The sequence below is a fragment of the Niallia sp. WK069_GA_01 genome (assembly GCF_983173855.1).
This window is the reverse complement of record NZ_OZ470138.1, coordinates 1,952,263-1,965,328: the sequence shown is the minus strand read 5'-3', so window position 1 is coordinate 1,965,328 and position 13,066 is coordinate 1,952,263. Positions and strand designations below refer to the sequence as shown.

The 13,066-nt window shown below is 35.3% G+C and carries 13 protein-coding genes and 1 other annotated feature (1 of these 14 cut by a window edge); all 13 genes read right to left on the bottom strand.

From position 1 onward, the window contains the following. Positions 1-106, bottom strand: a binding site (T-box leader); it reaches 68 nt to the left of the window's first position. 45 nt (positions 107-151) lie between these two features. The 13 genes from recO to AC5LWL_RS09170 all read right to left on the bottom strand — a co-directional run bounded on the left by recO (position 152) and on the right by AC5LWL_RS09170 (position 12,962). After that, positions 152-907 carry a DNA repair protein RecO gene (gene recO, locus AC5LWL_RS09230; RefSeq protein ID WP_493434040.1) on the bottom strand — a complete coding sequence of 252 codons (756 nt, stop codon included), beginning with the start codon at positions 905-907 and terminating at the stop codon, positions 152-154. 248 nt (positions 908-1,155) lie between these two features. Continuing rightward, on the bottom strand, positions 1,156-1,299 hold the full coding sequence (locus AC5LWL_RS09225) for a YqzL family protein (protein WP_493434039.1): 144 nt from the start codon (positions 1,297-1,299) through the stop codon (positions 1,156-1,158). Between the two features lie 570 nt (positions 1,300-1,869). Then, positions 1,870-2,784 carry a GTPase Era gene (gene era, locus AC5LWL_RS09220; protein WP_493434038.1) on the bottom strand — a complete coding sequence of 305 codons (915 nt, stop codon included), beginning with the start codon at positions 2,782-2,784 and terminating at the stop codon, positions 1,870-1,872. After that, the gene (locus AC5LWL_RS09215; protein WP_493436575.1) at positions 2,771-3,166 is read right to left on the bottom strand and encodes a cytidine deaminase; all 396 of its coding nucleotides are present in this window, start codon (positions 3,164-3,166) and stop codon (positions 2,771-2,773) included. The genes era and AC5LWL_RS09215 overlap by 14 nt, the downstream gene beginning before the upstream one ends. 1,175 nt (positions 3,167-4,341) lie before the next feature. Further along, positions 4,342-4,728: a diacylglycerol kinase family protein gene (locus AC5LWL_RS09210; RefSeq protein ID WP_493434037.1), complete on the bottom strand. Its 387-nt coding sequence runs from the start codon at positions 4,726-4,728 to the stop codon at positions 4,342-4,344. Beyond that, complete coding sequence (ybeY, locus tag AC5LWL_RS09205; RefSeq protein ID WP_493434036.1) at positions 4,706-5,176, bottom strand: rRNA maturation RNase YbeY; 471 nt, start codon at positions 5,174-5,176, stop codon at positions 4,706-4,708. The genes AC5LWL_RS09210 and ybeY overlap by 23 nt, the downstream gene beginning before the upstream one ends. 2 nt (positions 5,177-5,178) lie before the next feature. Further along, on the bottom strand, positions 5,179-7,365 hold the full coding sequence (locus AC5LWL_RS09200; RefSeq protein WP_493434035.1) for an HD family phosphohydrolase: 2,187 nt from the start codon (positions 7,363-7,365) through the stop codon (positions 5,179-5,181). Between the two features lie 246 nt (positions 7,366-7,611). After that, complete coding sequence (locus AC5LWL_RS09195; protein WP_493434034.1) at positions 7,612-8,577, bottom strand: PhoH family protein; 966 nt, start codon at positions 8,575-8,577, stop codon at positions 7,612-7,614. Next, positions 8,574-9,767, bottom strand: a complete 1,194-nt coding sequence (gene yqfD, locus AC5LWL_RS09190; RefSeq protein WP_493434033.1) for a sporulation protein YqfD — start codon at positions 9,765-9,767, stop codon at positions 8,574-8,576. Before yqfD ends, AC5LWL_RS09195 begins: the two co-directional genes overlap by 4 nt. A 16-nt stretch (positions 9,768-9,783) precedes the next feature. Then, on the bottom strand, positions 9,784-10,068 hold the full coding sequence (yqfC, locus tag AC5LWL_RS09185; RefSeq protein ID WP_493434032.1) for a sporulation protein YqfC: 285 nt from the start codon (positions 10,066-10,068) through the stop codon (positions 9,784-9,786). A 135-nt stretch (positions 10,069-10,203) separates the two neighbouring features. Further along, positions 10,204-10,605: a YqfB family membrane protein gene (locus AC5LWL_RS09180; RefSeq protein WP_493434031.1), complete on the bottom strand. Its 402-nt coding sequence runs from the start codon at positions 10,603-10,605 to the stop codon at positions 10,204-10,206. 30 nt (positions 10,606-10,635) lie between these two features. Next, positions 10,636-11,628, bottom strand: coding sequence for a flotillin-like protein FloA (floA, locus tag AC5LWL_RS09175; protein WP_493434030.1), 993 nt, complete (start codon positions 11,626-11,628; stop codon positions 10,636-10,638). Continuing rightward, entirely contained in the window at positions 11,625-12,962 is a 1,338-nt protein-coding gene (locus AC5LWL_RS09170) for an NfeD family protein (RefSeq protein ID WP_493434029.1), read from the bottom strand. Before AC5LWL_RS09170 ends, floA begins: the two co-directional genes overlap by 4 nt. Positions 12,963-13,066 lie beyond the last annotated feature (104 nt).

The following is a 13,066-nucleotide window of genomic DNA, read 5'->3' as shown; positions in this document are numbered from 1 at the left end:
TTGCTCCATGAACGCCTTCCTTAATGCTCTTGCACCTAGCTTTCACTATCCTAGGCTCGCTTAAACAAAAGGGGATTAAGTACTACTTTCTTTTCAACACAACTATTTTATTAACTGAATAGTAACGAAAAAAAAATCTATTGTCAACCTCTTACTCAAATTGCTTTCCAAAATCTTTTATCGAGTTAAGAAATTTCTTCGTTTTTAAATATAAGCCTGAATACTCTTCATAATATGCTGATATTATCATATTCAACTCTTTTTTTGTATCTTCCTTAATCGAAATATTGCCGAGTCTTGCCAAATCAAAATAATAAAAAATCCGCAATAATTTTACTGTTGACTGAGAAATCTTAAAATGGTAAGGATCTTTTTCTAAACATCGGTGACAAATTAAGCCGCCTTCTCGGATGGAAAAAGAAAAATGACCATCCACTGCTCCACATACACTGCATTTATCCAGAATCGGATATAAACCAAGGACATTCAACATTTTCATTTCATAGATAAATGCTAATACCTCTGCATCATATCCCTCGTTCATATATTGCAATGTTTGTAACAGCAATTCGAATTGATACGGATTAGGTTTTTTTTCATCCACACATTTATCAGTAATCTCTACAATAAAACTAGCATATGCCGTTAAAAAAATATCTTCTTTTAACGAGCGCATGCTAGTAATCATTTCACCTTGCTGCATCAGTCCTAGACCGCTGCTCCTTTGTATTAAATAGGATCCATATGTAAAAGGCTGCGTAACAGCAGAAAGCCTGCTATTCGTTTTCTTAGCGCCTCTAGCCATTACGCCAACCTTCCCCCATTCGCGGGTATATAATGTGACAATTTTATTTGTTTCGCTATAATTAATTGTTTTTAATACGATGCCTTCACATTTTTCTAGCATCAAAGCTCACCATCCCTATTTACGCTTGTTCAAAAAAGAGGGCATAAACTTGAGAAATCAAAGAAATTGTCCGCTTCGAAACTGGATGTTCTCCAAGTACAACGCATCCAGCATTACACAAAAATCGAACGTACTTAGCTTAGCTAGAGATACTTTAATCACTATAGATCTGCTAAACGAAACGGACGAAAAATCCGACAGCTATTTTTCCCAAAGTTTTTTTGAACAACCTCGAATAAGAGACAGTTCTATGAGATGGGGAAATCAATATTTGCTAGTTCCTCATCTTGAGTACCTGGTATTTCATGATTATCCTTTTCTAATTCTTTAAAGAGTAGATAAGTATCAATATTACCTGTTTGAGAAAAAACTTTCCAGGTAAAGTCTAACATAATAAACCCACCTTTCAATTTTGAAAACTAGCATTTTAAAGCTCTAACCTTATCATAGCCTGTCTTTTAAAAAACATGAGACGAAAAATTTACTAATTAAAAACATGTATAAAATAGAAAAGCGGAAGCGCCTTGTTTAGCCCCGAAGAAAAATGTTCTCCTGACTCAAAAAGTGCTTTTTACTTTTAGAGGCAGGAGGTTATCTTTCACAGGGGCTAGGCGCTAGAGCTAGACAATTAGAAAAGCGGAAGCGCCTTGTTCAGCCCCGAAGAAATATGTTCTCCTGACTCAAAAAGTGCTTTTTACTTTTAGAGGCAGGAGGTTATCTTTCACAGGGGCTAGGCGCTGGAGCTAGACAATTAGAAAAGCGGAGGCGCCTTGTTCAGCCCCGAAGAAATATGTTCTCCTGATTCAAAAAGTGCTTTTTACTTTTAGAGTCAGGAGGCAATACTCACTGGGGCTAGGCGCTGGAGCTAGACAATTAGAAAAGCGGAGGCGCCTTGTTCAGCCCCGAAGAAATATGTTCTCCTGACTCACCTATTGATTTTTTCTTGCAAGTTGGCTGAAAAATTAATATTCGTCTTCTCTAAAGCCAAAATCTCTTAATTGCGTCATCTTATTGCGCCAATCTTTTTGGACTTTCACCCAAAGTTCTAAGAAAACTTTTGTGCCAAGAAGATTTTCAATATCGGTTCTTGCTCGTTTACCAACTTCTTTTAACATGCTGCCTTGTTTTCCGATTACGATCCCTTTTTGTGAATCTCTCTCTACAACAATGGTTGCCATCACATGTACGATATCATTCGGCTTTTTTTCCATTTTATCTACTACAACAGCTAAAGAATGAGGAATTTCTTCCCTTGTTAAATGCAGCACTTTTTCTCTGATTAACTCCGATACAATAAATCGTTCTGGATGGTCTGTTACTTGGTCTGCAGGATAAAACTGTGGACCTTCAGGCATATAAAATTTAATTTGCTCTAATAATGTCTCTACATTATTTCCCTCTAAAGCAGAAATAGGCACAATCTCTTTGAAAGGATATTTTTGTCGATAGGAATCAATAACCGTAAATAATTTATCTGGATGAATCGTATCAATTTTATTTATAACAAGAAAAATAGGAGTTTTGATATTTTCGAATTTCTCGAGAATGAATTCTTCCCCTTTTCCAAACCCTTCTTCTGCGTTTACCATAAACAAAATAAGATCTACTTCTTTTAACGTATTCTGGGCAACCTTCATCATAAAGTCTCCCAGTCGATGCTTCGGTTTATGAATACCAGGTGTATCGATAAAGATAAGCTGTGAATCGTCTGTTGTTAAAACACCTTGTACTTTATTCCGTGTGGTTTGTGGTTTATCACTCATAATGGCAATTTTTTGACCAATAACTCGATTTAAAAAAGTTGATTTCCCTACATTTGGTCTTCCGATAATGCTTATAAATCCTGATTTATGTTCATTCGTATTATTTATGTTCATTTAAATCCTCCGGTGAAAATGCTCCTGGCAGTAATTTTCCTACTGTTGTTTTTTGAATATCTCCATGCAGGTTGGTTAAAACCACAGTCATATCTTCTGGGCAAAGCTCTGAAATAACCTGTCTGCAAGCCCCACAAGGTGATACTGGTCCATTTGTATCTGCTACTACAGCTAACATAGTAAAACTAGTATCTCCTTCTGAAACGGCTTTAAAAAGTGCCGTTCTTTCCGCACAATTCGTTACACTATACGATGCATTTTCTATATTGCATCCATGATATACTTTACCATTTGATGTTAAAAGAGCAGCACCAACTTTAAATTTCGAATAAGGGACATAAGCTTTTTCTCTTGCTTTTTTCGCATGATCTATTAGATCCATCTCATTCAACTCTTTAATCCTCCCTTTATTTTACGAATAGAAGTTGTTCAAAAAGTCCGGTAAAAAAGGAACGTCAGAATTTCTTGATCCTTTTTAATCCCTCTTTTTGAATACACACTATACAAAAGTTATTTTTAGTTTTTTAAGAACTGTTCAGAATTTATCACGCAAATCATAATGGGAATTGAAAAATATTTTATCGTAAATCATATAGTGATTTCAATGAGCCAACTATTTTTTTACTTTGATTATCTTTTAACACCTAGTTTTAACTATACCTGTCAGGAAAAATCTGTTTCGTTTACTAAAAATACTATATAAAAATTATATACTATATCTTACCATCAATAAAGCACCGAAAGAAAAATGGGCTACTATTTCTTATAAGAAAAGCGCAAGCGCCCTTGCTCAGCCCCGAAGAAAAATGTTCTCCTGCCTCAAAAAGTGTTCTTTACTTTTAGAGGCAGGAGGCAATACTCACTGGGGCTAGGCGCTGGAGCTAGACACTAATCTAGTTTGAAAACTTTATACTTTCTTACCTTATAAGAAACCAGTTTCTCCACCTAGACTTTTCCAGCCTTCCTTTTTCTTTTACATTGTTTTCATAACCATTATTTCTATCGAATAAGTGAGTTGAATTTCACTCCATAATACCCATGGAAAGCGAAGGGTATTCCGACTGTGGACTATTTGAGAGAGCCAAAACCTCTTTTCAGGATAGAAACAAATTCACACCATGAAGAATGAAAATAGGCGAGTGTGATTGAGCTTGTTGTTCTGTTGATGCAAGGAGCAGACGGAATACACGAAGACTCCTATGGAATTTGCGGGAAAGGAGAGACCCCGCAGGAGTTTACGAGGCCACTGAAAAACTGATTGTTTTTGAAAAAATATCGAATCATTGTCTATATACAGATGATAAATATCTTTATAATTCTATATATAGTAGGTGAGTCGCATCTTTTTCTTTCGTTACGGACTTTTTCAGTGCCAAGAGTTTACTCCGAGGAGGCTCGCCGCCCGCCCCATGGAAAGCGAAGTGTATTCTGGCTGCGGACTATTCGAGAGAGCCAAAGCCTCTTTTCGGTACCCTAAAAAAGAAATTTGTAATGGCTAGCTAACGACTAAACCAAAACAAATTTCTTCTTATTAAACCAATATTCACCTACGTTTAATCAACCCATAAATATTTTCGGAATAAAAATAATAAAACCAATTACCGCTGATAATAAAGCAGCTATAAAGACAGCGCCAGCAGCAATATCTTTCGCTTCCTTAGCGAGCGGATGATATTCCTTCGTTACTAAATCAACCACACGCTCAAGAGCCGTATTTATCATTTCCATCGCAATTACAATGCCGATCGCAACAGAGAGAAAAAGCCATTCCGTTACAGATACCTTATAATAGATGCCAAAAAAGAAGACAAGAATCGAAATAAACAGATGAATTTTTAAGTTTCTTTCTTTTTTTATCGCCATTACAATTCCTGACAAAGCCAAGCGAAAAGAGGATAATTGACTGTTCTTTATAATACGTTTATCTTTTGAGCCCAAACTCATCTAAAATTTCCTTTTGAAGTGAGAACATGACATCTTCCTCCTCTTTTGTAAGATGATCATATCCCAGTAAATGGAGAAACCCATGTACAGATAAAAAACCAAGTTCCCGCTTATAGGAATGACCATATTCTAATGCTTGCTCATGAGCTTTGTCTATTGAAATAATAATATCTCCTAACATTCTTGGCATATCGCCGCCAACTAACTGTATTTCTCCTTCACCAAGCTCTTCCATCGCAAAAGAAATAACATCCGTTGGCTGATTTTTTTCTCGATACTCTTTATTTATTTCTTGAATTCGTTGATTATCAACAAATGTAACAGACAATTCTATATTTCCTTCTAATCCCTGCTTTACAGCAGCAAAATGCAACAGCTCTTGAACAGTGCTTCTCTCTGTTTCTTTCACTTCATCTGTTTCATCAATAAAATCAATTTCCATATTCATATTCATTCGTCCTTTACTTTTTTCATATCCGGATATTCAATCCTAGAATGAAATATTCCTTTTAATGTTTCACTAAGCGTATTTCTAACTACATGCAATTCTTTTAATGTTAAATCACAATCATCTAATTGACCATCTTGCAGTCGATCAGAAATAATATTCTTTATTAATCCATCAATTTGATCTGTTGTTGGAGAATTCAAACTTCTGACTGCTGCTTCTACACTATCAGCAATTCCGATAATTGCCACTTCTTTTGTTTTCGCTTTTGGTCCATGGTAGCGAAAATCCTCTTCTTTAATATCCAAGCCTTTTTCTTTTGCTTTAAAATAAAAATATTTTAAAAGCGTCGTGCCATGATGCTGCTCAGCAATATCGATAATTTCTTTTGGCATTTTATGTTTTCTTAATAATTCAGCTCCGTCTGTTGCATGGGCTATAATAATGTTTTTACTAGCCTGCGGCGGGAGACGGTCATGTGGATTTCCCATATTCATTTGATTTTCAATAAAAAAATGCGGTCTTTTTGTTTTACCTATATCATGATAGTAACAGCCAACTCTAGCTAGTAATCCATTTGCACCAATCGCCTCACAAGCGGATTCGGCTAAATTTGCGACCATCACACTATGATGATAAGTACCTGGTGTTTCCGTTAATATTTTCTTTAACAATGGATGGTTAGGATTGGACAATTCAATTAACTTCATGGAAGAAATGATGCCAAATCCCGCTTCAAAAAAAGGTAATAAACCAATTGTTAACACAGCTGAGGAAATCCCAGAAATAAAAGCAGTTAAAATATAAAAACCATATTCTTTTGCATCATATTGTCCATTTTGCAAGTAAAGCATCGAAAGGAGGGCAATCATATTTACACAGGATACGAATAAGCCAGCTTGCAGGATATTAGAGCGCTGATTATGCTTTTTAAGAAAAAGAATAGCCGCTAGCCCGCCGGCAATAATATAAACTCCCATTGACACATTAAATGTACCCGAAACTCCTTCATTAAACATAATCATCCCACATACTCCAAGTGCTACCGTCACAAGAATGGCAAACTTCTCTTCAATCAGAATCTTTATTAGCATAACTGCCATTCCAGCAGGAAAAATATAGCTGATTTCTGTGTATTCAAACTGTTGAAATATGCTAATTGTTTTCATTACGAGAATACTTATTAAAAAAATAACGCTAAATATAATCGTATGATTCTGTTTTATCTTTGTCTCTTTTTTGCTATTAGTTACCAATAAATAATAATAAAGAAGTGACAAAATGGCTAAAATAATGATTCCAAGTCCTATAAATGGCTGACTCGACTTTTCACTTGCTAATAATCCAACTAATTCTAATTGTCGATAGACTTCTCTGCTTATCAACTGCCCTTCTTCTACGATAATTTGCCCTTGTAATATTTTAACAGGGTCTACATTATCCACCGCTTGTTGCCTTAACTCTTCCGTTGCAGAAGGATCGTAAAATTCGTTTTGAATAATAGCAAATCTTCCCAAATCAATAGAAGCACTTTTTAAATCCGAATTTAAACTATAATTATTCTTTAATCCTTCTTCTAAACGTTTTTTAGCATTTTCTACTTCATCAGAGGGAATTTTATTATTCATTACTGTATTTATGGCAGTTACTGTAATATCCTTCGCTATGTCTAAATCCTCTTCTGAATACATAAGAAGTGCTTTTAACGAAGTGTCCATTACTTCTTTTGATACGTTTTCTGTTAATTTCTTTTTTAGCTCTGTTAATTTATCATTAATTGATGGTTCTGAAATTTTTGCTGGTTTTCCATCTTTTTCAGCATTTTTTTTTCTTTGCTCTTCTAAGCTTTTTTCCACCTCATTATTCACTTCTGTTACCGAATCAAAAATAGAAGAAACTAAATCAACTCTGTTTTGGGCAATTTCTTTATTGACAACATAAACATCCTGCACTTGATTTTTGCTATCTTCTTTTTTCTTTTCTGTGCTAACCTTATCCTCCACGGTAATCGGAGATCGAATTATTTGATCGGCTACTGCAAATAAACTTACATTTAATTTTTCTGGTTTCACATTGTTAAACATCGTAAAAAATAACACGATGCCAATTAGCAAAAACAAGATGATCCTCATAATACTTGCACTTATTAAATTTTTTACAACTTGAATAAAGTTACGAAAGAAATTCATAATAACCTCCTATCTTTCGTATTAGTTAAACAAAAATTAACGACATTTTGACGTAATATGTAAAATCATAACAGTTTTCACGATTGTTTTCATCTTTTTTTCCTATTTTCATGCATATTTATAAAGTGAATCTTTCCCACCCAAAAACGAAAAAATTTTTTCAAAAAGCAAGACCAATCTCTTTATATTTTATCACCGAAAAAAGCCGATTCTCCTATTTTAATGAGATGATCGGCTTTTTGTATTTTAGCTTTCTTGTTCTTTATAGGCTAATACTATTTTCCCTACTAGAGGGTGACGCACTACATCACTTTCTTGCAAATGCACAAAGGTAATATCTGGTACTTTATGCAATATTCTTTCCGCTACAACAAGTCCAGATTTCACTCCTTTTGGCAAATCAATTTGTGTTTGATCACCAGTAATTACCATTTTCGATCCGAAACCAAGCCTAGTTAGGAACATCTTCATTTGAGCTTGTGTTGTGTTTTGTGCCTCATCTAAAATGATAAATGCATCTTCAAGCGTTCTTCCTCTCATATAAGCTAAAGGCGCTACTTCAATCGTATTCCGTTCAATTAAACGTGCTGTATGTTCTGTTCCTAAAACATCATGAAGGGCGTCATAAAGAGGTCTTAAGTATGGATCAACCTTTTCTTTTAGGTCACCTGGTAAAAAACCTAAACTTTCTCCAGCCTCTACAGCAGGTCTTGTTAAAATAATTTTATTTACTTTTCCATTTTTTAATGCATTAACGGCCATCACAACAGCTAAATAAGTTTTCCCCGTCCCAGCAGGACCGATGCCAAATACGAGATCATTTCGTTTAATTGCCCGAATATAATCACTTTGACCAATCGTTTTTACTCGAATCGATTTACCTTTTATTGTTTTAGCAATCTCTTCATCATATAAAGAACCGAAATATTCTAGTGTTCCTTTTTTCGCTAGCGAGATTGCATAAATAACATCTCTCTGACTGATCGATATGCCTTTTCGGATAACCTGCAATAGCTTTTCCACTATATCCCCAACAAGCTCGATGCTGTCAGGTTTTGTGGACGACACATGCAATGTCTCTCCTCTTGTTACGATGTTACAATCCAATTCTTTTTCTAACACTTCTAGATTGCTGTCCCCATTTCCTAGCAAGGCAATGGCTTCATTAGGATCATTTAATTTAACGTTCATCGTTTTTAAATCTTCTGTCATTCCAAGTCTCCTTGAGTTATAGGTTGTACTTTCGCTATGTTTTCTATTGTTGTGTAGTCTATAGTTACTATTACTTTACCATTCTTTATCGTTTGGCGCAAAATTTTCTCTTCCTTTATTTTTCCATCTTCTCCTATTTTAGTTAAAACATCTTTTCTTGCCATTTCTTTCCCTTTGTTTACCGCTTCCTTTTGCGTATAGATTCTAGTTACTTCTTCCTTTTCTCTAAATGTTTTGTTGACCATAAAAACTGGCAGTTCCCATTTTAGAAACTTCATTTTTTGTTCGTTTTTCTCAAGCTCATACTGCTTATATTTCACCTTGCCGAATCCCCAGATAGGAATATGTACATTCGCTATTTTTATATAATGCTTTTGTTTCTCCTTTCCATTAAAAACTTGAAAAGTGCTGTTTAAAGGAACTGTAACAGTCGAATTAAACCATGTCTCTCCCCATATTTCACCTTTTGCTGCTACAATGCGTGTGTTTTTCTCTTTGCCTATTGTTCCAGTAACGAGGAGCTGCCCCTTTTTTACTACATCATTTTTTTCAACAATCCTTTCTCCCTCTTCAACAAAGTAATTTACAATCGTTGCTTTTTTTGTAGCGATTAAATTTTGCGGACTTGTTGTTTCCACTTTTTTGGGTTCATTTTTTTCCACAACCTGAAAATGATAAGTTGTCCCTTTTAATTCCACACCTATCCAGGTAATGTCATTAATACTATTCGTAAGTTCTGCCTGAATGGCATCTAATTCTTTTGAAAAGAATTGAAATTCACCAATTTTAATATCCATTTTATCAAGTTGCTTACGAATTTTATATTCAGTTGCTGGATTTGCTCCCTTAATCTCAATTCCCCATACCATATTAGACAAAGCAAAGACTAGTCCAAAAAAAAGGAAAATTCCAATAACAAAACCGCTGTTTTTCATCAATCTTTTATAAAGAAAGGGAGCCCCAGCTCTGCGCTGGAACTCTAATTTACATCCGCTTCCGCGAACAACATGACGTACAGATTTTACTTTTCGTAGACTCATTTGGAATGTGATGGATTTGGAGCCATGTTTTTTGACATTCCAGACGGAAATATTATTTCTCATCAATTGATTTAGAAATCGCTCCAACCCTTTGCCAGTTGCCTTTACTGTCACAATACCTGTAAAAAATTCTATCCAGTGATTTTTCATAGCTTCCTCCCAAAGATTAATCATTTATGTACATTACCTGATCAATTTTTCCTTCTAACAATATTTCTTCTGTCATAATTGTTTTAATAACAAATCCTTTTCCTTTTATTAAAAGCTGCCCTTGTTTAAGCAGCAGTCTTAACTCCTTATCCGAAAACGTAATCAATCCACGGTGGTTCTCAATATAAATATGAATTTGGCCGATCATTGTTATTCTAGGTAAGTCCATCATGACATCTTGAGGAAGCTCTAAGTTTTTTACCATCCAGTTCCGCAATGAAAGTCCCCATTTTTTCGCCATAAAAAAAGAACCCCCTTTCATCTCATATGTATGAGAAAAAAGGGGATTCTAGCACATATTTTCATGTAAAAATTAGTCTTTTGTTTAAAAAATTATTTAGATACAGCCAATACTCGATTGTATCATTCGAGCGTTCTAATTATAACTGCGAAGTCCTCTTTTAGCTCGAGGAGGCGATAATACTTCTGAGAAAATAACAGCATCCACTACATTTTCCTTTGAAAACAATCCATTTGGATGTTTTGCAGATGCTGAACTAGGATTTTGTGCATTTTTAGTGTACATTTCTAGGCTTCGCAGTTTTTTCTCCAGTAGTGCTTTTTCTTTTTTTAGTTTCTCTAATTCCGTCAACTCTCGCTCTATTAAGTTTTCTTGTGTCTGCACAACAGCAGGGATCTCTGCTACAACCATTTTTCTTGCCGGTGCATGAATGTCCTTTTGCTGTGTAGAAGGATTATTAGATCTAGATGTTTTCTCTTTTTTCAACAAAGAGAAGATAAAACCTACTACAATAGCAACGATGGATATATACTCCAAAAGGATTACTCCTCTCTAGATTTCCTAAAATTAATTTTCATTATTATCTTTATCTTTATTTGATAATTTACCTATAGAGCCTCTCATTTCTGTATCTGCGGTAATATTCTGCAAGTTCATATAATCCATAACCCCCATATTACCCGAACGAAGTGCATCAGCCATTGCCATAGGCACAGTTGCTTCAGCTTCTACTACTTTTGCCCGCATTTCCTCTACTTTTGCTTTCATCTCTTGTTCTTGCGCAACAGCCATTGCTCTGCGTTCCTCTGCTTTTGCCTGCGCTATCTTTTTATCCGCTTCCGCCTGTTCAGTTTGTAATTCCGCCCCGATATTTTTACCTATATCTACATCGGCAATATCAATCGACAGAATTTCAAATGCTGTTCCTGCATCTAAACCTTTAGATAAAACCGTTTGAGAAATAAGATCTGGATTTTCCAATACTTTTTTATGACTATCAGACGAACCGATTGTGGATACAACCCCTTCTCCAACACGAGCAACGATTGTTTCTTCTCCTGCTCCCCCAACAAGTCTTTCAATATTTGCGCGAACCGTAATTCTCGCTTTTGCTTTCATTTCAATTCCGTCCATTGCCACACCTGCAATAAATGGTGTTTCAATTACTTTTGGATTAACACTCATTTGCACTGCTTCTAAAACATCACGACCTGCTAAATCAATCGCAGCACATCTTTCAAATGTTAGTTCAATATTAGCACGGTGAGCAGCAATTAATGCATTAACTACTCTGTCTACATTCCCTCCAGCTAAATAATGACTTTCCAGCTGATTGATGGTAACTTGAATGCCTGCTTTATGCGCCTTAATAAGCGGATTCACAACTCGGCTTGGTATAACCCTTCTTAAACGCATTCCAATTAATGTAAATATGCTAATTCTTACCCCTGCAGCTAATGCTGAAACCCACAGCATTATAGGTACAAATGTTAATAATACCCCTAATAAAATAACCGCCAATACGATTATAGCAACCCAAAAAAGATCAAATCCTATCATTTTTCATCCTCCTTTTGAATATCTAGCACTTCTCTAACAACAATTCTTGAGCCTTCTGCTCTTACAACTTTTACTTTTGCATTTTTTTCGATAAAAATCCCTTCACTCACGACATCTACACGCTCATCGCCAATTACAACGGTTCCAGCCGGGCGAAGTGCTGTTAAAGTAGTGCCTATTTTTCCAAGTAAATCTGTTCGGTTTGGATTTGTAACATATCCACCCTCTGTATTAGTAGAATCTGTTAAAATAATTTTTTTAAAAAACCTCATTTTTTTCCCCAACACCTTTACCATTATAATCGATGCAAGGATGGAAACTCCTATTGCAATCAATATGCTTATTCCCATTTGAAGAAAATTACCGCTGGCAAGAAACAAACTAGTCACAATGGCAATTCCACCTAAAATACCAGCAATTCCTCCTGGTAGGAAAAACTCCAATAATATCAAAATAATTCCGATCACAAATAATAAAATAGTTTCGTATCCGGCAAAACCAGATACTAAATGCCCATAAAAAAATAGAAGAAATGAGGAGATGCCTACTAGTCCCGGCAAACTAAATCCTGGAGTAAATAATTCGATAATTAAACCTAAGCATCCAATTGTTATTAAAAAAGGAACAACGTAAGGATTCGTAATAAATCGAGCTATTTTATCTGCAAAACTTTCATTTACATGAATGATTTCTGCATTACTAAATTCCAGCTTCTGCAATAACTGATCTAAATTTTTCACCGTTCCTTCTGAATAACCCACTTCTAAACTTTCGGAGGCAGTAAGCGTTAAAAACTTCCCTTTTGTTGCATCCATATTTGGCACGGAAATAGTTTTATCTGCCATGGCCATTGCGTAGATGGGATCTCTGCCTTTTTTTTCAGCGGCCCCTCTCATTGCGGACAGCCAATAAGACTGCGCTTTTTCTCCTGCAGCATTGCCTTTTCCATCAATCACTCCAGCAGCACCTATTCGACTTCCTTCGGTCATGTATATTTTATCTGTATTTAATGCGATGAAAGAACCGGCAGAAATAGCATCCTGGTTAATATAACTGATTGTTTTTATTTTTGTACCAGAGATTTGTTTTCCCATTTCAACTGCAGCTTCCACTTCGCCGCCTGGTGTATCAATTTCAAAAATAATCGCTGATGCATTGTTTTCTTCTGCAACGGATATAGCTCGATCAATAAATGCCCCTAAGCCTTTTTCAACCGTTTTCTTTAACGGAACAATATATACAATTTGCCCATCATTTGCAGAACTAACACTGGGAATGATAGATAATAAAAAACTAAATAATAGTAGTCCAAATAAAAGCTTTTTTCCTTTCAAGTTTTCCCTCCTTCCCTCTTTATACTTTACTTTATGTATACTTACGATTCAAAATGAAAAAGGTTTCATTTTTATTAAGAAAAGTGCAGGCGCCCTTAAATTGC

Bases quoted from the DNA above. Each gene is read 5' to 3' on its own strand.
- recO (WP_493434040.1), bottom strand. From the start codon at position 907: ATGCTAGAAAAATGTGAAGGCATCGTATTAAAAACAATTAATTATAGC.
- AC5LWL_RS09225 (WP_493434039.1), bottom strand. From the start codon at position 1,299: ATGTTAGACTTTACCTGGAAAGTTTTTTCTCAAACAGGTAATATTGAT.
- era (WP_493434038.1), bottom strand. From the start codon at position 2,784: ATGAACATAAATAATACGAATGAACATAAATCAGGATTTATAAGCATT.
- AC5LWL_RS09215 (WP_493436575.1), bottom strand. From the start codon at position 3,166: ATGGATCTAATAGATCATGCGAAAAAAGCAAGAGAAAAAGCTTATGTC.
- AC5LWL_RS09210 (WP_493434037.1), bottom strand. From the start codon at position 4,728: ATGAGTTTGGGCTCAAAAGATAAACGTATTATAAAGAACAGTCAATTA.
- ybeY (WP_493434036.1), bottom strand. From the start codon at position 5,176: ATGAATATGGAAATTGATTTTATTGATGAAACAGATGAAGTGAAAGAA.
- AC5LWL_RS09200 (WP_493434035.1), bottom strand. From the start codon at position 7,365: ATGAATTTCTTTCGTAACTTTATTCAAGTTGTAAAAAATTTAATAAGT.
- AC5LWL_RS09195 (WP_493434034.1), bottom strand. From the start codon at position 8,577: ATGACAGAAGATTTAAAAACGATGAACGTTAAATTAAATGATCCTAAT.
- yqfD (WP_493434033.1), bottom strand. From the start codon at position 9,767: ATGAAAAATCACTGGATAGAATTTTTTACAGGTATTGTGACAGTAAAG.
- yqfC (WP_493434032.1), bottom strand. From the start codon at position 10,068: ATGGCGAAAAAATGGGGACTTTCATTGCGGAACTGGATGGTAAAAAAC.
- floA (WP_493434030.1), bottom strand. From the start codon at position 11,628: ATGATAGGATTTGATCTTTTTTGGGTTGCTATAATCGTATTGGCGGTT.